The sequence below is a fragment of the Escherichia sp. WS3063 genome, from assembly GCF_046486595.1.
GTDB classification, from domain to species: domain Bacteria; phylum Pseudomonadota; class Gammaproteobacteria; order Enterobacterales; family Enterobacteriaceae; genus Escherichia; species Escherichia coli.
This window is the reverse complement of record NZ_JBJQKY010000001.1, coordinates 65,837-87,673: the sequence shown is the minus strand read 5'-3', so window position 1 is coordinate 87,673 and position 21,837 is coordinate 65,837. Positions and strand designations below refer to the sequence as shown.

Annotated in this window: 22 protein-coding genes; 11 read left to right on the top strand and 11 right to left on the bottom strand. The window is 47.8% G+C overall.

Going from position 1 to position 21,837, the window contains the following annotated elements; genetic code table 11:
* Window positions 1-2: 2 nt before the first annotated feature.
* The 6 genes from ACJHYW_RS00460 to msrB all read right to left on the bottom strand — a co-directional run bounded on the left by ACJHYW_RS00460 (window position 3) and on the right by msrB (window position 5,499).
* Window positions 3-839, bottom strand: a complete 837-nt coding sequence (locus tag ACJHYW_RS00460) for a ketose-bisphosphate aldolase (RefSeq protein WP_000878881.1) — start codon at window positions 837-839, stop codon at window positions 3-5.
* A 20-nt stretch (window positions 840-859) separates the two neighbouring features.
* Window positions 860-1,903 (bottom strand): NAD(P)-dependent alcohol dehydrogenase, encoded by a 1,044-nt coding sequence (locus tag ACJHYW_RS00455; RefSeq protein WP_000798097.1) that lies wholly within the window; start codon window positions 1,901-1,903, stop codon window positions 860-862.
* A gap of 16 nt (window positions 1,904-1,919) precedes the next feature.
* Complete coding sequence (locus tag ACJHYW_RS00450) at window positions 1,920-3,299, bottom strand: MFS transporter (RefSeq protein ID WP_000435294.1); 1,380 nt, start codon at window positions 3,297-3,299, stop codon at window positions 1,920-1,922.
* A gap of 26 nt (window positions 3,300-3,325) precedes the next feature.
* Window positions 3,326-4,402, bottom strand: a complete 1,077-nt coding sequence (locus ACJHYW_RS00445) for a zinc-binding dehydrogenase (RefSeq protein WP_000645203.1) — start codon at window positions 4,400-4,402, stop codon at window positions 3,326-3,328.
* A gap of 369 nt (window positions 4,403-4,771) precedes the next feature.
* Window positions 4,772-5,044 (bottom strand): YeaC family protein, encoded by a 273-nt coding sequence (locus ACJHYW_RS00440; RefSeq protein ID WP_001046792.1) that lies wholly within the window; start codon window positions 5,042-5,044, stop codon window positions 4,772-4,774.
* A gap of 41 nt (window positions 5,045-5,085) precedes the next feature.
* Window positions 5,086-5,499 carry a peptide-methionine (R)-S-oxide reductase MsrB gene (gene msrB / locus ACJHYW_RS00435; protein ID WP_001284618.1) on the bottom strand — a complete coding sequence of 138 codons (414 nt, stop codon included), beginning with the start codon at window positions 5,497-5,499 and terminating at the stop codon, window positions 5,086-5,088.
* A 341-nt stretch (window positions 5,500-5,840) separates the two neighbouring features.
* Between msrB and gapA the strand changes: the two genes are divergently transcribed.
* Window positions 5,841-6,836, top strand: coding sequence for a glyceraldehyde-3-phosphate dehydrogenase (gene gapA / locus ACJHYW_RS00430; protein WP_000153502.1), 996 nt, complete (start codon window positions 5,841-5,843; stop codon window positions 6,834-6,836).
* An 83-nt stretch (window positions 6,837-6,919) separates the two neighbouring features.
* Window positions 6,920-7,804: a D-hexose-6-phosphate mutarotase gene (locus tag ACJHYW_RS00425; RefSeq protein ID WP_001520671.1), complete on the top strand. Its 885-nt coding sequence runs from the start codon at window positions 6,920-6,922 to the stop codon at window positions 7,802-7,804.
* A 50-nt stretch (window positions 7,805-7,854) separates the two neighbouring features.
* Here the strand turns inward: ACJHYW_RS00425 and yeaE are convergent, their stop codons facing one another.
* On the bottom strand, window positions 7,855-8,709 hold the full coding sequence (gene yeaE / locus ACJHYW_RS00420; protein ID WP_001330282.1) for a methylglyoxal reductase YeaE: 855 nt from the start codon (window positions 8,707-8,709) through the stop codon (window positions 7,855-7,857).
* An 89-nt stretch (window positions 8,710-8,798) separates the two neighbouring features.
* Window positions 8,799-9,545: a scaffolding protein MipA gene (gene mipA / locus ACJHYW_RS00415; RefSeq protein WP_000163771.1), complete on the bottom strand. Its 747-nt coding sequence runs from the start codon at window positions 9,543-9,545 to the stop codon at window positions 8,799-8,801.
* Window positions 9,546-9,980: 435 nt separating this feature from the next.
* Here mipA and yeaG point away from each other — a divergent pair, with 435 nt between their 5' ends.
* From yeaG to yeaK, 5 genes are all read left to right on the top strand, one after another.
* On the top strand, window positions 9,981-11,915 hold the full coding sequence (yeaG, locus tag ACJHYW_RS00410; protein ID WP_001019882.1) for a protein kinase YeaG: 1,935 nt from the start codon (window positions 9,981-9,983) through the stop codon (window positions 11,913-11,915).
* Between the two features lie 112 nt (window positions 11,916-12,027).
* Window positions 12,028-13,311: a YeaH/YhbH family protein gene (locus ACJHYW_RS00405; RefSeq protein WP_000219676.1), complete on the top strand. Its 1,284-nt coding sequence runs from the start codon at window positions 12,028-12,030 to the stop codon at window positions 13,309-13,311.
* A 146-nt stretch (window positions 13,312-13,457) separates the two neighbouring features.
* Window positions 13,458-14,933, top strand: a complete 1,476-nt coding sequence (locus ACJHYW_RS00400; RefSeq protein WP_000621399.1) for a GGDEF domain-containing protein — start codon at window positions 13,458-13,460, stop codon at window positions 14,931-14,933.
* 180 nt (window positions 14,934-15,113) lie between these two features.
* Window positions 15,114-16,604, top strand: a complete 1,491-nt coding sequence (dgcJ, locus tag ACJHYW_RS00395; protein ID WP_000766137.1) for a diguanylate cyclase DgcJ — start codon at window positions 15,114-15,116, stop codon at window positions 16,602-16,604.
* 42 nt (window positions 16,605-16,646) lie between these two features.
* On the top strand, window positions 16,647-17,150 hold the full coding sequence (gene yeaK / locus ACJHYW_RS00390; protein WP_000138043.1) for a mischarged aminoacyl-tRNA deacylase: 504 nt from the start codon (window positions 16,647-16,649) through the stop codon (window positions 17,148-17,150).
* Here the strand turns inward: yeaK and yoaI are convergent, their stop codons facing one another.
* On the bottom strand, window positions 17,151-17,255 hold the full coding sequence (gene yoaI / locus ACJHYW_RS00385; protein WP_000999630.1) for a small membrane protein YoaI: 105 nt from the start codon (window positions 17,253-17,255) through the stop codon (window positions 17,151-17,153).
* A gap of 169 nt (window positions 17,256-17,424) precedes the next feature.
* Between yoaI and ACJHYW_RS00380 the strand changes: the two genes are divergently transcribed.
* Window positions 17,425-17,871 (top strand): DUF441 domain-containing protein, encoded by a 447-nt coding sequence (locus tag ACJHYW_RS00380; protein WP_000460707.1) that lies wholly within the window; start codon window positions 17,425-17,427, stop codon window positions 17,869-17,871.
* Here the strand turns inward: ACJHYW_RS00380 and nimR are convergent.
* Window positions 17,828-18,649, bottom strand: a complete 822-nt coding sequence (gene nimR, locus ACJHYW_RS00375) for a DNA-binding transcriptional regulator NimR (RefSeq protein WP_000972241.1) — start codon at window positions 18,647-18,649, stop codon at window positions 17,828-17,830. The two genes, ACJHYW_RS00380 and nimR, sit on opposite strands and share 44 nt — an antisense overlap.
* A 96-nt stretch (window positions 18,650-18,745) precedes the next feature.
* Here nimR and nimT point away from each other — a divergent pair, with 96 nt between their 5' ends.
* Window positions 18,746-19,927 (top strand): 2-nitroimidazole transporter, encoded by a 1,182-nt coding sequence (gene nimT / locus ACJHYW_RS00370; RefSeq protein WP_000128497.1) that lies wholly within the window; start codon window positions 18,746-18,748, stop codon window positions 19,925-19,927.
* Between the two features lie 54 nt (window positions 19,928-19,981).
* Window positions 19,982-20,329: a DUF488 domain-containing protein gene (locus ACJHYW_RS00365; RefSeq protein ID WP_001317878.1), complete on the top strand. Its 348-nt coding sequence runs from the start codon at window positions 19,982-19,984 to the stop codon at window positions 20,327-20,329.
* Between the two features lie 21 nt (window positions 20,330-20,350).
* On the opposite strand, the gene yoaF is transcribed toward ACJHYW_RS00365, so the two are convergent.
* Window positions 20,351-20,605, bottom strand: a complete 255-nt coding sequence (yoaF, locus tag ACJHYW_RS00360; RefSeq protein WP_000691930.1) for a DUF333 domain-containing lipoprotein YoaF — start codon at window positions 20,603-20,605, stop codon at window positions 20,351-20,353.
* 182 nt (window positions 20,606-20,787) lie between these two features.
* Between yoaF and dgcP the strand changes: the two genes are divergently transcribed.
* Window positions 20,788-21,813, top strand: coding sequence for a diguanylate cyclase DgcP (gene dgcP / locus ACJHYW_RS00355; RefSeq protein WP_001361425.1), 1,026 nt, complete (start codon window positions 20,788-20,790; stop codon window positions 21,811-21,813).
* Window positions 21,814-21,837 lie beyond the last annotated feature (24 nt).

Here is a 21,837-nt window from a genome sequence, read left to right as displayed (position 1 = left end):
CATTATTCCGCTTTGCCATCAGAACCGAACAGTTTAATTTTTTCCAATGCCCGTTCTTTTACAGCTTTACGTACTTCACGTTCTAAATGCAGGAAAGGCTGATCCTGGTTTTCTTTCACTGCTACCATTGCGGCCTGACAGAGCTCCGTATGAATGTTGATTTTCGCAATACCCAACGAAATTGCAGTTTTAATGTCGGCATCACTGATCCCCGATGCGCCGTGCAAAACCAGCGGAACAGAAACAGCATCGCGTACGCCTTTGACGACCTCAAAGTTCAATTGTGGCTCTGACGTATAAACCCCATGCTGGTTGCCGATGGCGACAGCCAATGAGTCACAGCCCGTACGTTCAACAAATTCAGCCGCCTGGTCAGGATCGGTATAGTGATAGCCCGCCAGCGCTTCCTCATAAACGGTTTCATTACCGACATGCCCTAATTCCGCCTCTACCGGAATACCCAGCGGATGGAAGAAATCAACAGCCTCTTTGGTTAAACGAATATTTTCTTCGAAATCAAATGCGGAAGCATCACGCATTAATGAATTCATACCATGAGTCCAGGCGTTATGAATAATTTCCATACTCCGACCATGATCCCAATGAGTTATTACCGGCACCGTTGCTTTTTTTGCCATTGATACCATCATGTGAGAGAAATCTTCAAATGAGGTGTTCCCGACAAAACCTGTACCAAAAGAAATAATAACCGGTGATTTCGCTTCTTCGGCTGCGTCGATAACGCCCATCAACATTTCTGCATTCCATACGTTAAAATGGGCAATTGCATAATGTTTATTTGTGGCATCGTTTTCCCAATATCTGATATCTGCGAGCATATTCTGTTCTCCCGTATTAATTAATCGCTAATTTTAATAACGCCTTTAATAATGTCGCGTTTGTTGTTAACCGACTCTTCAAATGCCTGTTGTACATCCTGATAATCGTAAATATGTGTCACCATCGATTTCACATCTAATCGCCCTGAGGAAATAGCTTCAATCGTGACCGGATAACGATTGGCATAGCGGAATACTGTCTGGATAGTGACTTCGCGATTGATTTTGAGGAAATTGATTGCCGAATCGCCCGGTACAGTACCAACAATCATAATTTTACCGCCGCGCATTACCAGATAAGGTGCCTGTTTAACGGTGACCGCAGAACCCGCTGTTTCGAAAACAATATCTGCGCCCATTTCTTCGGTAAATTGCTGACAGCGTGCAATAGTGTCTTCTTTTGCGCCGTTAATAACCACTGTCGCGCCGAGCTGTTCCGCCATTGTCAGACGTTTTTCCAGCACATCAACGACGGCAATATCCGTAGCTCCCAGGCATTTGCACGCTTGCAACGTCATCAAACCAATACAACCCGCTCCCAGAATAATTATCTTCTTACCCGGTTTAACATCTGCCAGCATCGCGGCATGCATCCCGACTGCGGCAGGCTCCACCAGCGCCCCTTCCATCGTGTCCATATTGTCGGGCAGTTTGTAAGTAAAGCTCTCCGGATGACACAGATAGTGCGTTAATGCGCCGCGGTAGTTAGGTTGTGTCGCCATAAAATCAACGTCCGGGCAGATGTTATATTTGCCTTCCAGACAGTAACGACAGTGACCGCAAGGAACGCCAGGTTCGATATTTACCCGATCCCCCGCTTTAAATTTGCGCACACGGCTTCCCACAGCCACAACCGTCCCGGCGCATTCATGACCCAGGCCAATTTCTTGATTTGGGTCTTTAGGCGGAATAAACGGGCCTGATTCGAAACCATGTACATCTGAACCACAAATACCGACATATTCCACTTTAATCAAAACTTCATCTTCTTTAGGCACAGGTATTTCTGCTGAAATAATTTTCATTGTGCCCGGCACCTGCAATATTGCTTTTGAATTTTTCATTTTGAATCCACCAGTATTATTTATTGACTACTGCATCAATACTTAAACTTTCAACGGAGACACCTTTCGTTTCAATTCCAATGGTGGTGATAGCAATTGCGACAATAATTGAAACAGCCCCCAGAAGAATAAAGACTCCCGTTACGCCATAACTACTGAGCAGCACTGCAACGGCATAAGGTGCGGCAATACCACTGATTCGCCCTACCGCATTCGCCAGACCGGAGCCACGTAATTTGGCCTCTGTCGGCCAGATTTCAGGGACATACACTGCCGAGGCATAGCAAACGTACATATAGACGAAAGTAATCAGGAAGAAACCAATCAGCGTTATGAGCAACATACTGGTTTGCAGTGAATAGATATATCCGAGCACCGCAATCAGGATTAATAGCCCCACACCCATTGTTTTACGCGGAATTTTATCCATCACCAGCATGGCAATAAATATACCAAATGGCGCACCAAACATACTCATGGTATTTAAAACAATCGAGTCTTTTAAATTAATCCCCTGGGTCATGAATATTGTTGGCAACCAGTTAATTAGTGTGTACTGCACAACGTTCATGGCAATCAGCACACAAGAACCTAATATCACGCGTTTCAGTAATACTCCTGTCAGTAAGGCTGAATACGGCACCGCTTGTGGCGCTTTACCGTCATCAGCAATAACCACGGGCGGCAAAGGTTTTCCCGTCTGGCGTATGACGCCTTCTTCTATACTCCGCATGACTTTCTCGGCTTCCTGATACCGTCCGCGCGATTCCAGCCAGCGCGGGGATTCAGGAAAGTAGCGCCAGGCCAGCGCCGTAGCGATAAGCGACAATATTGCAGGGATAAGCAGTTGTACTCGCCAGTTCCACTCTGCACTAATCAGCGGCGTGAGTCCCATCGCAATCAATGAACAGAGCGGATATGACCAGTTGCCAATAAAAGAAACCCGACTGGACCACGTTCCGCGATTTCTACCGGGCATATATTCGGTGAAACCAGCAAACAGCGTCACCAGTAAAGCTCCCAGCCCAACGCCCATCACAAAACGGCAGGCAATAAGGAAATCCATATTCGGTGAAAAAGCACCGACCACCATCGAGGCAATATGAATGGCCTCATAGAGGATGAACGCATTTCTGCGACCGGTTTTGTCACCGATGATGCCGCCAACCAGCGCACCGAGAAACATTCCGGCGGTCGTGATTGCTGAGAATGTGGCAGTGGTGGAATTATCTGTCCAGCCCAACGCTTTCAGCTGCGCGAGGATCAAGCCACCAACGGCATTACTCCAGCAGACAAGCAAGCCAAACGCGACGATAGCAAACATTGACGAATGCCAGCGGCAATCCGGTAAGCGATCCAGCCGAGCACCACAATGCGGTTTTGTTATCTGTTCCATGCGATAACGCTCCTTCAGGAGAGTAGTTATTCATCAAAGTCGTAAGTCATGATCACTTTGATTGCGGTTTTATCGACCATCGCATCAAACCCTTCGCGCCATTGCGACAGGCCGATACGATGCGTGATCATCGGTTTGACTTTGATAGCGCCGCTGGCTAATAGCCTGATAGCGTTACGCCATGAGGTGGAGTCATAGGCCATATGCCCAATGATGCTTTTGTTCCAGGCGGTAATGTCATTAATCGAGAAATCAAGAGGTTTGAAGCCCATTCCAACGCGTACCACTTCCCCATTCGGGCGGAGCATTTCGATGGCTTGTTTCAATGCGATATTGGCACCGGAGCATTCAATCACCAGTCCCAGATTGTCTTTGCCACAAATTTGCTGGCAGCGCGCCACCACATCTTCGGTAGAACCATTTACTACTGCCGTCGCACCCAGTTCTTTTGCAACCGGGAAGCGGACCGCCACATCTTCTTGTAGACCAACGACGACGATATTTACCGCCCCCATAATCCGCGCCATTTGTACGGAGAACAGCCCGAGTGGGCCAGTACCGATGACGACCACATCCTGACCAGGGAGGAATTTCGATTGCTGCGCTATGGATTTGTAGGCATTACAGATAGGGTCAAGTACGGCTGCGTCCTCATAATCAACACCATCAGGGATTTCCCACAACGCATGACGATGAATTTTGAGAATTTCACCAGGAACCAGACAATATTTGGAAAAACCACCGCCCCAGGTATTGTTATCCAGACCAAGGTTTACTTTTTCTGTACAACACAGAAAATCACCTTGTTCACAGGCCGGACAAACGCCGCAGACGTGACCGCTGTTATCTGACACGACGCGTTGCCCCACTTTCCAGTCTTTGACTTTTTCACCAACCTGCGCAATACAACCTGCGAACTCATGGCCGCGGATAGAGTTAAACTCATCAGAACCGCTATCGACATTGTAGTGCTTCATGTCTGCGCCGCAGATTGCCGCGGCTTTAATTTCAATCACGACATCTTCCGGGCCACAAATGGGTTGTGGCACATCGATCATCTTGTAGCCGCCAAAGGCTTTGCCAAACCGAGCCAGTGCTTTCATTGCGTCATCCTCTGTATTTTGTTTTGCTTAGATGGTCATCATACTTACCCACATGATTTTTGAGGTCAACATTAAATCTGTAAAACACAGATAATGATCTGCGTTTTACAACTCAGATCACAATTACGCAGAAAATGGCTGGATCTGTTACAGGTTGATGGAAGGCGGAACGCAAAATGAGCAAATTTGAGAGGGATTACCGGCCAAATAGGTCTGAGACTTAAGTTCAGGAGAAGTCATTCAGGCGTGAACGCGACTGCAAGAGACCGGACTGGGGCTTTGCCTGGTCGTGACGAGATAATTGAGATGAGTCGTGGGGTTATTGTTGGCTATCCCCTTTATAACCGCGGCAAAAAGGGGACAAACCACTTACTTAAACATGGCAATTGGCTTTGCTGAGATACCAAAATCTTCTTTTAACTGTTGTTTGCTCTTCATGACCATCTGACCATTTGTGTCAATTGTCATATGCTGTGCTTCGGTATTATGGCGGGCTTGCCACAGCATCACCAGTTGCAGGCAGTTCTCTTTTTGTTCCTCGGTCAACGTAACGCCATCAGGCCATTTCCCCAGTTCAACGGCTGTCGACAAACGCTGGTATACCTCAGGCGTCATGCTGTTGATAATGTCATCAAGATTCATAATTTTTCCGCTCCTGTGGAATAAGTTGCTGAATCGTTTTTTCAACCGTTGATTTCTTCGCCGTTTTCGCCATCGGTAAAGCGTAAAGAGGCTGAGTTAACACAATAACGTTCACCCGTTGGCTGCGGCCCGTCGGGGAAGACATGCCCCAGATGGGCATCACAGTTACCGCAACGAATTTCTATGCGCTGCATCCCATGTGACAAGTCTTTGATATAACGAATGGATTCTTCACTCACCGGTTCGTAGAAACTGGGCCAGCCACAGCCGGAATCATACTTGGTTTGGGAATGAAACAGCGGGGCATCGCAGATCAAACAGTGATATACGCCGTCACGCTTGTTATGCAGTAAACGACCCGTAAATGGCGGCTCTGTCCCATGATTCTGCGTCACGTAGAACTGCATCTCGGACAAATTTTTTTTCAGTTCTTCTGCCGAAGGTTTATTAGCCATTTGCTCACATCTCACTTTAATCGTGCTCACATTACGTGACTGATTCTAACAAAACATTAACACCAACTGGCAAAATTTTGTCCTAAACTTGATCTCGACGAAATGGCTGCACCTAAATCGTGATGAAAATCACATTTTTATCGTAATTGCCCTTTAAAATTCGGGACGCCGACCCCATGTGGTCTCAAGCCCAAAGGAAGAGTGAGGCGAGTCAGTCGCGTAATGCTTAGGCACAGGATTGATTTGTCGCAATGATTGACACGATTCCGCTTGACGCTGCGTAAGGTTTTTGTAATTTTACAGGCAACCTTTTATTCACTAACAAATAGCTGGTGGAATATATGACTATCAAAGTAGGTATCAACGGTTTTGGCCGTATCGGTCGCATTGTTTTCCGTGCTGCTCAGAAACGTTCTGACATCGAGATCGTTGCAATCAACGACCTGTTAGACGCTGATTACATGGCATACATGCTGAAATATGACTCCACTCACGGCCGTTTCGACGGTACCGTTGAAGTGAAAGACGGTCATCTGATCGTTAACGGTAAAAAAATCCGTGTTACCGCTGAACGTGATCCGGCTAACCTGAAATGGGACGAAGTTGGTGTTGACGTTGTCGCTGAAGCAACTGGTCTGTTCCTGACTGACGAAACTGCTCGTAAACACATCACCGCTGGTGCGAAGAAAGTGGTTATGACTGGTCCGTCTAAAGACAACACTCCGATGTTCGTTAAAGGCGCTAACTTCGACAAATATGCTGGCCAGGACATCGTTTCCAACGCTTCCTGCACCACCAACTGCCTGGCTCCGCTGGCTAAAGTTATCAACGATAACTTCGGCATCATCGAAGGTCTGATGACCACCGTTCACGCTACTACCGCTACTCAGAAAACCGTTGATGGCCCGTCTCACAAAGACTGGCGCGGCGGCCGCGGTGCTTCCCAGAACATCATCCCGTCCTCTACCGGTGCTGCTAAAGCTGTAGGTAAAGTACTGCCAGAACTGAATGGCAAACTGACTGGTATGGCGTTCCGCGTTCCGACCCCGAACGTATCCGTAGTTGACCTGACCGTTCGTCTGGAAAAAGCTGCAACTTACGAGCAGATCAAAGCTGCCGTTAAAGCTGCTGCTGAAGGCGAAATGAAAGGCGTTCTGGGCTACACCGAAGATGACGTAGTATCTACCGATTTCAACGGCGAAGTTTGCACTTCCGTGTTCGATGCTAAAGCGGGTATCGCTCTGAACGACAACTTCGTGAAACTGGTATCCTGGTACGACAACGAAACCGGTTACTCCAACAAAGTTCTGGACCTGATCGCTCACATCTCCAAATAAGTTGAGATGACACTGTGATCTAAAAAGAGCGACTTCGGTCGCTCTTTTTTTTACCTGATAAAATGAAGTTAAAGGACTGCGTCATGATTAAGAAAATTTTTGCCCTTCCGGTCATCGAACAAATCTCCCCTGTCCTCTCCCGTCGTAAACTGGATGAACTGGACCTCATTGTGGTCGATCATCCCCAGGTAAAAGCCTCTTTTGCATTACAGGGCGCACACCTTCTCTCATGGAAACCTGCGGGTGAAGAAGAAGTTCTGTGGTTGAGCAATAACACACCGTTCAAAAATGGCGTCGCTATTCGCGGTGGCGTACCGGTTTGCTGGCCGTGGTTTGGTCCGGCTGCACAACAAGGTCTGCCTGCGCACGGTTTTGCCCGCAACCTGCCGTGGACGCTGAAATCACATCGTGAAGATGCTGATGGCGTAGCGCTGACTTTTGAATTGACACAAAGCGAAGAGACGAAAAAATTCTGGCCACACGACTTTACGCTATTAGCGCATTTCCGCGTGGGTAAAGCCTGTGAAATCGATCTTGAAGCACACGGCGAATTTGAAACCACCTCTGCCCTGCATACCTACTTTAACGTGGGTGATATCACTAAGGTAAGCGTCAGTGGACTGGGCGATCGCTTCATTGATAAAGTGAATGACGCGAAAGAAGATGTACTGACCGACGGTATTCAGACCTTCCCTGACCGTACCGATCGCGTGTATCTGAATCCGCAAGATTGCAGCGTAATTAATGACGAAGCGCTGAATCGTATTATCGCCGTAGGCCACCAGCATCATCTGAACGTTGTAGGCTGGAACCCAGGACCGGCGCTTTCAGTTAGCATGGGCGATATGCCGGATGATGGCTACAAGACCTTTGTTTGTGTAGAAACAGCTTACGCCTCAGAAACGCAAAAAGTCACCAAAGAGAAACCTGCACATCTGGCGCAATCCATTCGCGTTGCGAAACGTTAATTTGCGTTAATGTTGTGTGCCGGGTGCGATGCATCCGGCACGTATCAACATCACACCATATCCAGCGCAGTTTTTCCTTTTGGTGCCGGATATGCCTTATCCAGCATAGCTAATTCCGCTGATGAAAGTTCGACCTCAAGCACAGCCGCATTTTGTTGGACATGGGCAATCGTGGCCGCTTTTGGAATCGCCATCACACCCTGATGACTGATCACCCACGCCAACAATACTTGTGCCGCGCTGATATTGTGAGCATGTGCAATTTCGTTGACTACCGCGTTTTTTAACAGCCCATTGCGCAACCGCCCGGCCTGGGCTAACGGACTGTAAGCCATCACCGGCATCTGCTGTTTCTGGCACCAGGGAAGTAGATCGTACTCAATCCCTCGTGAACCGAGATGGTAAAGCACCTGATTAGTGGCACACTGATTCCCCCCCGGCAGCTGCCAGAGTTCCTGCATATCGGCATAATCAAGGTTAGAAACGCCCCAGCGGCGGATTTTTCCCTGGGCGATCAATTTTTCCATCGCTGCGACAGTCTCTTCAAAAGCGAAACTGCCAGACCAGTGTAATAAGTAGAGATCGAGATAATCAGTATTGAGACGGCGTAAACTGGCTTCGCATGCATTTATCGCTTTTTGCCCGCCAGCATTCCACGGATAAACTTTAGAGACGAGAAAGACGTTCTCACGCAGGCCGGTTAATGCTTCCCCAACCACCATTTCGGCACCGCCATCGGCATACATTTCGGCGGTATCAATGAGGGTTAAACCGAGTTCAATGCCCGCGCGTAGTGCAGCAACTTCTGTTTTACGCTGACTGGCATCTTCGCCCATATACCATGTTCCCTGCCCTATGGCTGGCAGTGAGACATCGCCACTAAATTGAATCATTTTTTGTTGCATTGTTTCCTCCCAGGTATTGCACCACCGTAATGCAAAACAGGGCATGACGCCCTGTTTTTATGCACAAAATGCCCTGGAAAGATGCATTATCAGAATTTGTAGGTGATCCCGGTAGAAATCAGGCCAGTCCAGGATTTATCCACCATTGGGCTGTCAGTAACTTCATCAGACAGACGGGTGTAGCGCGCGGTACCGTAAACACTCCAGTCGCCGAGGAAGTTGTAGCTGGCGCTCAGCTCCAGGTAAGGGCTCCAGCTGTCGTTCGGGTTATAGCCACGCAGACCGCTGCGAGCGGACTCTTTGCGCGATACGCCATAATAGTATTCGTTCTGGTTTTCGCTGTTCCACTGCACACCAATACCCGGAGTCACGGTCAGGCCGCCGTTGGTGTAACGATACAACCAGGCCATATCCCAGACAATGCCGTTGCTGTTATCCAGGGTATCGCCAGCCAGGGTGGTACGCAGGTAACCGTACTGGGTAAAGTGAGCATAAGACAGACCAGCCATCATGGTGCTCTTACGGTCATCCAGGTGACGCATTTGGTGATCGCCACTGTCTTTAGCTTTGAAGTAAAGCGGCGACCAGTAAGCGGTAATTGAAAGTTTGTCCGTTGCGTCATTCCACAGGTAGTAACCACCACCTAAGCCACGGAACCAGAAGTTATCGCCTTCATAGTTGATTACCGGTACTGGGTAAACATCGGTATCGTAATCTTTATATGGGTGTTCAACGACACCTACGCCTGCGCCCAGGGAAAATTTACCTTCAGCGTGCGCTACGCCTGCAGACGTTGCGATAAGCACTCCAAGTGCCAGAAGTTTGAGTTTGGTCACAATTAATCATTCCTTAAACAAATGTTTAGCGGGCGACAAAGTTTACCCGTCAATACATCGAAACCCAACCTTTTTACGTTTTCATTTTTTAAAGTAACTGTTTAATTTTCCTGACGCAGATGACACCACGCTTACAGCCAAATGAATTTAGCGTTACCGGCGACCCTATTGTTTACATTAATTATGCAAAATTTATGGATGAGTTGTTGATATGCCATTGAAATTAAGAAAGCCGTGCAGGCAAGTTTTCCATTTGCCATCTACGCTTAATTTTGAAGGTGTATCACCGGGCACGTTGTTCTCATCGTCAATAAAATGGCATGAGAGTTGCTGTGTTTTAGCAAGAGACGTCGTTCAGTTTACCTCTTCCGGGAGCCTCTACTATTCATATGAACGGCTCTTAACCTGTGCTAAAAAACGAAAGGACGGCATACCATGAATATATTCGATCACTATCGCCAGCGATATGAAGCTGCCAAGGACGAAGAGTTCACACTGCAGGAGTTTCTTACCACTTGTCGGCAAGATCGCAGTGCTTATGCCAACGCGGCTGAGCGGCTATTGATGGCTATTGGTGAGCCTGTCATGGTCGATACAGCCCAGGAACCCAGACTTTCTCGACTCTTTTCTAACCGGGTCATTGCACGTTATCCGGCGTTTGAAGAGTTTTACGGCATGGAAGACGCGATTGAACAGATTGTCTCTTATCTGAAACACGCGGCTCAGGGGCTGGAAGAGAAGAAACAAATCCTGTATCTGCTGGGGCCTGTGGGTGGGGGTAAATCATCGCTTGCTGAGCGACTGAAATCATTAATGCAGCTCGTACCGATTTATGTATTGAGCGCCAACGGTGAGCGTAGCCCGGTCAACGATCATCCGTTCTGTCTTTTCAATCCGCAGGAAGATGCGCAGATTCTGGAAAAAGAGTATGGCATTCCTCGCCGTTATCTCGGCACCATCATGTCGCCGTGGGCGGCAAAACGCCTGCATGAATTTGGTGGCGATATTACTAAGTTCCGGGTGGTAAAGGTCTGGCCGTCAATTCTGCAACAAATTGCTATCGCCAAAACGGAACCTGGCGATGAGAACAACCAGGACATCTCAGCGCTGGTAGGGAAAGTCGATATCCGTAAACTCGAACACTACGCGCAGAACGATCCAGACGCCTACGGATATTCTGGTGCACTGTGCCGCGCCAACCAGGGGATCATGGAGTTTGTCGAGATGTTTAAAGCACCGATAAAAGTGCTGCATCCCTTGTTAACCGCCACCCAGGAAGGTAACTACAACGGGACGGAAGGTATCTCCGCCCTGCCGTTCAACGGGATTATCCTCGCCCACTCGAACGAATCCGAATGGGTCACTTTCCGTAATAACAAAAACAACGAAGCCTTCCTCGACCGTGTTTACATCGTGAAGGTGCCGTATTGCTTGCGCATTTCCGAAGAGATCAAAATCTACGAGAAATTGCTTAATCACAGTGAATTGACTCACGCCCCCTGCGCCCCTGGCACGCTGGAAACACTGTCACGTTTTTCCATTCTTTCGCGCCTGAAAGAGCCAGAAAACTCCAGCATTTATTCAAAGATGCGGGTTTATGATGGCGAAAGTCTGAAAGACACCGATCCCAAAGCCAAGTCGTATCAGGAATATCGTGACTACGCCGGTGTCGATGAAGGGATGAACGGTCTGTCGACGCGTTTTGCGTTTAAGATCCTCTCCCGCGTGTTCAACTTCGATCATGTAGAAGTGGCGGCAAACCCGGTCCATCTGTTCTACGTCCTGGAACAGCAGATCGAGCGCGAGCAGTTCCCACAAGAGCAGGCAGAACGCTATCTGGAGTTCCTGAAAGGTTATCTGATCCCGAAATATGCCGAGTTTATCGGCAAAGAGATCCAGACGGCCTACCTTGAATCCTATTCCGAATATGGGCAAAACATTTTCGACCGTTATGTTACCTACGCGGATTTCTGGATTCAGGATCAGGAGTATCGCGATCCGGATACCGGGCAGTTGTTTGACCGCGAGTCTCTTAACGCCGAGCTGGAGAAAATCGAGAAACCGGCGGGGATCAGTAATCCAAAAGATTTCCGCAACGAGATTGTTAACTTCGTACTGCGCGCCAGAGCGAATAACAGCGGACGCAATCCGAACTGGACCAGCTATGAAAAACTGCGCACGGTTATTGAGAAGAAAATGTTCTCCAATACCGAGGAGCTGTTGCCGGTTATCTCGTTTAACGCCAAAACGTCAACCGACGAGCAGAAGAAACACGACGACTTTGTCGACCGTATGATGGAAAAAGGCTACACCCGTAAACAGGTGCGTTTACTGTGCGAATGGTATTTGCGCGTACGTAAATCGTCTTAACAACCCTGGCCCGGTACACATGCTACCGGGCCTACAACGACAGCGAACCGTGGGCCAGAGAAATGGCAACACAGGCGTAGCATACCGTTGGCAAATGTAGTACGGGGGGCATATGACCTGGTTTATTGACCGGCGTCTGAACGGCAAAAACAAAAGCATGGTGAATCGCCAGCGTTTTTTACGCCGTTATAAAGCGCAAATTAAACAGTCGATCTCCGAGGCCATTAATAAGCGTTCGGTGACTGACGTCGACAGCGGCGAGTCCGTATCCATTCCCACGGAAGATATTAGCGAACCGATGTTTCATCAGGGGCGTGGCGGTCTGCGCCACCGCGTGCATCCGGGCAATGACCATTTCGTCCAGAACGACCGAATTGAACGTCCCCAGGGTGGCGGCGGAGGTTCCGGCAGTGGTCAGGGCCAGGCCAGCCAGGATGGTGAAGGTCAGGATGAATTTGTCTTTCAGATTTCGAAAGATGAGTATCTTGATCTGCTCTTTGAAGATCTGGCCTTACCGAATCTGAAACAAAACCAACAACGCCAGCTGACCGAATATAAAACGCATCGTGCGGGTTATACCGCTAACGGCGTTCCGGCCAATATCAGCGTTGTGCGTTCATTGCAGAACTCACTGGCACGACGCACAGCCATGACGGCGGGCAAGCGGCGGGAACTTCATGCGCTGGAAGAGCATTTGGCCATCATCAGCAACAGTGAACCTGCGCAACTGCTGGAAGAGGAACGTCTGCGCAAAGAAATTGCAGAATTACGTGCCAAAATTGAACGCGTCCCTTTCATTGACACCTTCGATTTACGTTACAAGAACTACGAGAAGCGGCCCGATCCCTCCAGCCAGGCAGTGATGTTTTGCCTGATGGACGTTTCGGGTTCAATGGATCAGTCCACTAAAGATATGGCTAAGCGTTTTTATATTCTGCTGTATCTGTTCCTTAGCAGAACGTATAAGAACGTGGAAGTCGTTTACATCCGCCACCATACTCAGGCGAAAGAAGTCGATGAACATGAGTTTTTCTACTCGCAGGAAACTGGCGGCACCATTGTTTCCAGCGCCCTGAAACTGATGGATGAGGTAGTGAAAGAGCGTTATAACCCGGCACAGTGGAATATTTACGCAGCACAAGCATCGGACGGCGATAACTGGGCCGATGACTCTCCGCTTTGCCATGAAATTCTGGCGAAAAAAATATTACCCGTCGTTCGTTATTACAGCTATATCGAAATTACACGTCGCGCGCATCAGACACTGTGGCGAGAATATGAGCATCTGCAATCTACTTTCGACAACTTTGCGATGCAGCATATCCGCGAACAGGATGATATTTATCCGGTGTTCCGTGAACTGTTTCATAAACAAAATGCAACAGCTAAAGACTAAAACTGTCAGCCGGGTCATTATCGCCTGGCTGATTTTTAGCTCACTGTAAATTATCTCATTTATTACATACATTAGCTTACAATCGCTTTAAATATGACAGCATAACCTTTACACAATTTAGTTCCAGAAAACAATCATTCGGAAAAATGATTCGGTCAACACGTATTTCCCTGGGGTTATTCTTTAATTATTTTTTATCGTCAACGAAAATTGATCCTGGTCAAAACTATATATCTCTGCCATCAATAAAATCCAGCACTCACATTGCTCTCCTTTTTATGGCTTCTATGGGTACACAAAAATTAAAAGCTCAAGGCTTTTTAGTTTTCAGCTTATTGCTGACGTTAATTTTATTTTGCATTACTACTTTATATAACGAAAACACGAATGTAAAACTCATCCCACAGATGAATTACCTGATGGTTGTTGTGGCTTTGTTTTTCCTTAACGCCGTCATTTTTCTTTTCATGTTAATGAAGTATTTCACTAACAAACAAATTTTACCAACACTCATTTTAAGCCTTGCATTTTTAAGTGGCCTTATCTATTTAGTTGAAACCATTGTAATTATCCATAAACCAATCAACGGCAGTACACTGATCCAGACAAAGTCGAATGATGTTTCTATTTTCTATATTTTCCGCCAACTCAGTTTCATTTGTTTAACCTCGCTGGCGCTCTTTTGTTATGGGAAAGACAACATCCTTGACAACAATAAGAAAAAAACTGGCATTCTGTTGCTGGCGCTGATTCCTTTTTTAGTTTTTCCCCTTCTGGCACACAATCTGAGTAGTTATAACGCTGACTATTCTTTGTATGTCGTCGATTACTGTCCGGACAACCATACTGCGACCTGGGGAATCAACTATACAAAAATATTGGTTTGTTTGTGGGCATTTTTACTGTTCTTTATTATCATGCGTACACGATTAGCCAGCGAACTATGGCCGTTAATAGCATTATTATGTCTGGCATCGCTATGCTGCAACTTACTTCTACTGACTCTGGATGAGTATAATTACACCATCTGGTATATCAGTCGCGGGATTGAAGTTTCCAGTAAACTGTTTGTTGTGTCTTTTCTGATTTATAACATTTTTCAGGAACTGCAACTCTCCAGCAAACTGGCAGTTCATGATGTGCTGACCAATATTTATAATCGGCGCTACTTTTTCAACAGCGTAGAGTCATTATTGTCGCGACCTGTTGTTAAGGACTTTTGTGTCATGCTGGTTGATATTAATCAGTTCAAACGCATCAATGCCCAATGGGGACATCGTGTGGGTGATAAAGTGCTGGTATCAATTGTCGATATTATCCAGCAAAGCATCCGCCCCGATGATATTTTAGCGCGACTGGAGGGTGAGGTGTTTGGCTTGCTATTTACCGAACTCAATAGTGCCCAGGCAAAAATCATTGCGGAACGTATGCGTAAAAATGTCGAACTCCTGACCGGCTTTAGTAACAGATATGATGTTCCTGAACAAATGACCATCAGTATTGGCACGGTTTTTTCAACGGGTGACACGCATAATATCTCGCTTGTCATGACGGAAGCAGATAAAGCCTTACGCGAAGCGAAAAGCGAGGGGGGCAACAAAGTGATTATTCATCATATTTAAGTGCAAAAATATTCAGAGCCATGCTTTTTGCGTGGCTTTTGCATACAATTTATTACTATTACCCCTAAATTTCCCCTCCCCAGCGGCGCAGAGATGAGTATAATTAGCGCCCCTGTGCCAGGCCGCAATCGAACTTTATCTGGTTTTCTCGTTTCACTAACCGAAGGAGTGCCATTTATCATGAAATTGCACCATAGAATGCTCCGGCATTTTATCGCCGCAAGTGTCATTGTGCTGACATCTTCCTTCCTTATTTTTGAACTTGTCGCCAGTGACAGAGCAATGAGTGCCTATCTGCGCTATATCGTGCAGAGAGCAGACTCCTCCTTTCTTTATGATAAGTATCAGAATCAGAGTATTGCCGCGCATGTGATGCGCGCTCTCGCTGCTGAGCAGTCGGAAGTGTCGCCAGAACAGCGGCGAGCCATCTGCGAGGCTTTTGAGTCTGCCAATAATACCCATGGCTTAAACCTGACTGCCCATAAATACCCTGGCTTACGCGGCACACTACAAACCGCATCCACTGACTGCGACACAATTGTGGAAGCTGCTGCACTATTACCCGCTTTTGATCAGGCAGTGGAAGGCAACCGCCACCAGGATGATTACGGTTCAGGTCTTGGGATGGCCGAAGAGAAATTTCACTATTATCTCGATCTCAATGACCGCTATGTCTATTTTTATGAGCCGGTTAATGTTGAGTACTTTGCGATGAATAACTGGTCCTTCCTGCAGTCAGGAAGTATTGGCATCGATCGCAAAGATATTGAAAAGGTATTTACCGGGCGTACCGTATTATCGAGCATTTACCAGGATCAGCGTACTAAACAGAACGTGATGAGTTTGCTGACGCCGGTATATGTCGCAGGGCAGCTAAAAGGGATTGTGCTGCTGGATATTAACAAAAACAATCTGCGGAATATCTTTTACACTCATGACCGCCCTCTCCTCTGGCGTTTTCTCAATGTCACGCTAACTGATACAGATTCGGGGCGCGACATTATCATCAACCAGAGCGAAGATAATCTGTTCCAGTATGTCAGTTACGTCCATGACTTACCGGGCGGCATTCGTGTCTCGTTATCCATTGATATTCTTTACTTTATCACGTCTTCGTGGAAAAGCGTTCTGTTCTGGATTTTGACGGCGTTAATTTTGCTGAATATGGTGCGGATGCACTTCCGTTTATACCAAAATGTGTCGCGAGAAAATATTAGTGATGCGATGACTGGACTGTATAATCGCAAAATTTTAACCCCTGAACTGGAGCAGCGGTTGCAGAAACTGGTGCAATCCGGTTCTTCGGTGATGTTTATTGCAATTGACATGGACAAGTTAAAGCAAATAAATGACACCCTTGGTCATCAGGAGGGGGATTTAGCGATTACGTTATTAGCTCAGGCGATTAAACAATCGATTCGTAAAAGTGATTATGCCATCCGACTCGGTGGCGATGAATTCTGCATCATTCTTGTCGATTCGACGCCGCAAATTGCAGCACAACTGCCTGAACGTATCGAAAAACGTCTACAACATATCGCGCCGCAGAAAGAGATCGGCTTCTCTTCCGGTATTTACGCGATGAAAGAAAACGATACGTTACATGATGCGTATAAAGCTTCCGATGAGCGTTTATATGTCAATAAGCAGAACAAAAACAGCCGTTCATGATAACCTTCTGTGGTTGTTTGCTTGTAATCTCAGGAGCATGAAATGACTGAAATGGCTAAAGGAAGCGTGACGCATCAGCGGTTAATCGCTTTATTATCGCAAGAAGGTGCTGACTTCCGCGTCGTTACCCATGAAGCGGTAGGTAAATGTGAAGCGGTGTCAGAAATTCGTGGCACCGCTTTAGGCCAGGGGGCTAAGGCACTGGTATGTAAAGTCAAAGGCAATGGCGTAAATCAACATGTTCTGGCGATCCTCGCTGCCGATCAACAGGCCGATCTGAGCCAACTCGCCAGCCATATAGGCGGATTACGCGCTTCGTTGGCCAGTCCGGCGGAAGTCGATGAACTCACAGGCTGTGTCTTCGGCGCGATCCCCCCTTTCAGCTTCCATCCAAAACTCAAACTGGTTGCCGACCCCCTACTCTTCGAACGATTTGATGAAATCGCCTTCAATGCAGGCATGCTGGATAAATCCGTTATTTTGAAAACCGCGGATTATTTGCGCATTGCGCAACCAGAACTGGTCAATTTCCGCCGCACTGCGTAACTAGCCTGTCCGTTCGATAAGAAGAACGGACAAAACCAGCACAACAGCAATGGCAAAAAACGATGACGTGATAATCAGTGTCTCGACGAACATTTGATCGTTCATAGTATGCCCCCGGGAGATAGCTGTTTTCACGTTATTGTTAGCGTGCGCAAATGGCAGTTTGATGACAGTTCGCCTGATTTTTTATGCAAAAAACGTAAAGATTTTCTACTTCCTTCCTGCAGCAAGCGTAAAGTAAGCAGGCTTATTATTTTTTGGCAAGGAAACCACGATGTTTGATGTCACTTTGCTGATCCTGCTCGGGTTAGCTGCGCTGGGCTTTATCAGTCATAACACCACTGTCGCCGTTTCAATTCTGGTGTTGATTATTGTCCGCGTCACACCGTTAAGCACCTTTTTTCCGTGGATTGAAAAACAGGGGCTAAGTATCGGGATAATCATTCTGACGATTGGTGTTATGGCCCCCATCGCCAGCGGGACGCTACCGCCCTCAACCCTGATTCACTCGTTTCTGAACTGGAAATCGCTGGTGGCAATTGCAGTCGGCGTTATTGTCTCCTGGCTGGGAGGGCGCGGCGTGACGTTAATGGGCAGCCAGCCGCAACTGGTCGCCGGGTTGCTGGTGGGCACTGTTTTAGGCGTGGCGCTGTTTCGCGGCGTACCGGTTGGCCCGCTTATTGCCGCGGGTCTGGTTTCGCTGATTGTGGGGAAACAGTAGTTAATCCCGCAATATATCGGCCTGGCGTTTGCCCCAGGCCTTTCTTAAACATAGTAATAAAGGCCGTTGTTGAATCATACCCCAGCGTATGAGCAACTTTCTGTACAGTATCGCCTTTCACTAATCCCTGAAGCGCCATAATCAGCTGTAACTGCTGACGCCACTGGCGAAAACTCAAGCCCGTCTCTTTCACTATCAGCCGGGCAAGATTGCGTTCACTCATCGCAAAAAAGCCAGCCCATTGCCCCAATGAGCCCCACTCGACGGGCTCTTTCGCCATCATCTCCACCATCGCGCGGATTTTAGGATGAGAAGAAACGGGTAGGTGCAGCTGTTGTTGTGGCTGCTGAGGGAGTTCATCAAACAGGACCTGAATTAATCTGCGGGTCATCGGCTCAGCACGCTGAGTCGTCGTCCTGTTTGCCAGGGTTAAAATTAATTCCCGGCATAAGGGCGATATTTTCAATGTGCAACAGGTTGTCGGCATTGTCACTGCGCTGGGTTCGATAAACAGAAAACAGAGTTCAGCGTTAGCTGTCACTTGATTGCTATGTTCCACCCCTCCCGGTATCCAAACCGCATATTGTGGCGGCACCATCCACAAAGCATTTTCCACCGTACAGGTAATTGCACCATGTAGCGCCAGTATCAGCTGTCCTTTGCGGTGCTGATGTACAGGACTGGTTAACTCATCCGTTCCGGCGTGAATACAAAATGCGACCGCGGCTTCATGGTGTCGGTCGGGTTCATAGCCATTGAGATTCAACCTGTGCATCATTTTGTCCGAATTTAGCGATAATTTGTCATTTTAGCTTGATTCAACATAACAATAAAAACGGTAAGGTACAGCCTCGTTTGTAACAATGAGAAGCATATGACCTGTTCAACTTCATTAAGCGGCAAAAACAGGATTGTCCTTATCGCTGGTATTCTGATGATTGCCACAACATTACGCGTCACCTTTACCGGCGCAGCACCGTTACTGGATACGATTCGTTCCGCTTACTCGCTGACGACGGCGCAAACCGGCTTATTGACCACCCTGCCATTATTAGCCTTTGCGCTAATCTCACCGCTGGCCGCCCCGGTGGCGCGACGTTTTGGTATGGAACGTAGCCTGTTTGCCGCGTTACTTTTGATCTGTGCAGGTATCGCAATTCGCTCTCTCCCTTCGCCTTACTTATTATTTGGCGGTACAGCGGTCATTGGCGGTGGGATTGCATTAGGTAATGTCTTACTGCCAGGATTAATTAAACGCGATTTCCCTCATTCCGTCGCCAGACTTACCGGCGCATATTCCCTGACAATGGGAGCTGCAGCGGCACTGGGATCGGCGATGGTAGTGCCGCTGGCTTTGAACGGTTTTGGCTGGCAAGGCGCGTTGCTCATGCTGATGTCTTTTCCTCTGCTGGCTCTTTTTTTATGGCTGCCACAGTGGCGAAGTCAACAACATGCAAATTTGAGTACCTCACGCGCCTTACATACTCGGGGTATCTGGCGTTCGCCGCTTGCCTGGCAGGTAACATTGTTTCTTGGGATCAACTCACTCGTCTATTACGTGATTATTGGCTGGCTTCCGGCGATCCTCATCAGTCACGGCTATAGCGAAGCACAGGCGGGTTCACTGCATGGTTTGCTGCAACTAGCCACAGCAGCTCCCGGTTTGCTGATCCCACTTTTCTTACATCATGTGAAAGATCAGCGTGGTATTGCAGCGTTCGTTGCCTTGATGTGCGCAGTGGGCGCGGTTGGGCTCTGCTTTATGCCAGCGCACGCGATCACCTGGACTCTGCTTTTCGGTTTTGGTTCCGGCGCAACAATGATACTGGGGTTGACGTTCATTGGTCTTCGGGCAAGTTCTGCGCATCAGGCGGCGGCACTCTCGGGGATGGCACAATCCGTCGGGTATTTGCTGGCAGCCTGTGGGCCGCCGCTGATGGGTAAAATACACGATGCTAACGGTGACTGGTCCATACCACTGATGGGTGTTGCCATACTTTCACTACTGATGGCGATTTTCGGACTTTGCGCCGGGAGAGACAAAGAAATTCGCTAATATCCGGTGCTATAGTGACGTGACAAATCATGCGTGAAAGGGAGAACAAACACGATGAATATTCAGTGCAAACGCGTTTATGATCCGGCTGAACAGAGCGATGGTTATCGCGTACTGGTCGACCGCCTCTGGCCGCGCGGTATCAAAAAAACCGATTTAGCCCTTGATGAGTGGGATAAAGAAATCACGCCGTCAACGGAACTGCGCAAAGCCTTTCACGGCGAAGTCGTCGATTTTGCAACCTTTCGCGAGCAATATCTTGCAGAACTGGCGCAACACGAGCAAGAAGGAAAGCGGCTGGCGAACATCGCCAAAAAACAGCCGCTGACCCTGCTCTACTCAGCAAAAAACACCACGCAGAACCATGCGCTGGTACTGGCAGACTGGCTACGTAGCTTGTGATTTTAGTACGCCATCCGGCGGTTATTTTTCACCAGCCGGATGGTCCCGTCGCCACAATGCCCATTCATCAATCGTTTCACCGCCCGGTAATTTGCAATTGTTGCTGACCCCTTGCGCTGTCTGCACAGGAATGAGCGTCCCGCCCTTCTGCTGGCAATAGACCGACGCCGGATTTGCCATACCAATCTGTGGCGGTTTAGGTGCTTCTGGCTGAGAAGGGGTTGAACAACCAGCCAGGACCAGCAAGCAAGGCAGAACAAAACTGATAATTTTCATTTATTGATCTCACATATTTATCCAGACTTAGAGTATCGCGGTATCGTTTTGTTTTGCAGCACTATTTTTATTACATTCACTCAAAACATATTACGCCTTGTTTCATCTTTGTTGATGATGTTTTATCATGCCTGCAAAGATTAAATAATCAGCATTTACCCGCCGTATCCTGGAGTTGTTTCGTGTCAGATCAGATTATCGCCCGCGTCTCGCAATCCCTTGCCAAAGAACAGTCACTGGAAAGTCTGGTTCGACAGCTTCTGGAGATGCTGGAAATGGTCACTGATATGGAATCAACCTACCTGACCAAAGTGGATGTCGAAGCGCGCCTGCAGCATATAATGTTTGCCCGTAACAGCCAGAAAATGCACATCCCGGAGAATTTTACCGTCTCGTGGGATTACTCGTTATGCAAACGCGCCATTGATGAAAACTGCTTTTTCAGCGATGAAGTCCCCGACCGTTGGGGCGACTGTATTGCGGCACGCAATCTTGGCATCACCACATTTCTGAGCACGCCAATTCACTTACCGGATGGATCATTCTATGGCACGCTTTGCGCCGCCAGCAGTGAGAAGCGCCAGTGGAGTGAACGCGCGGAACAGGTTTTGCAGTTATTCGCCGGACTGATTGCACAATATATTCAAAAAGAGGCACTGGTTGAACAGCTGCGCGAAGCTAATGCTGCGCTGATTGCGCAATCGTATACCGACTCGTTAACCGGGCTACCGAATCGGCGGGCGATTTTTGAAAATCTGACGACGCTGTTTTCTCTCGCCCGGCATCTTAACCATAAGATAATGATCGCGTTTATCGACCTGGATAACTTCAAATTAATCAACGATCGTTTTGGTCATAATAGTGGCGATCTGTTTCTCATTCAGGTTGGCGAGCGCCTTAATACGCTCCAGCAAAATGGCGAAGTTATTGGTCGTCTCGGCGGTGATGAGTTTTTGGTTGTTTCACTGAACAACGAGAATGCGGATATTTCGTCGCTGCGAGAACGTATTCAACAACAAATACGCGGAGAATATCACTTAGCTGATGTTGATTTGTATTATCCTGGTGCCAGTCTTGGCATAGTAGAAGTCGATCCTGAAACGACCGATGCAGACAGTGCCCTGCATGCTGCCGATATCGCGATGTATCAGGAGAAAAAACACAAACAGAAAACACCTTTTGTCGCGCATCCAGCGCTACATTCCTGAGGCGTATTCACATCCTTTTGATTG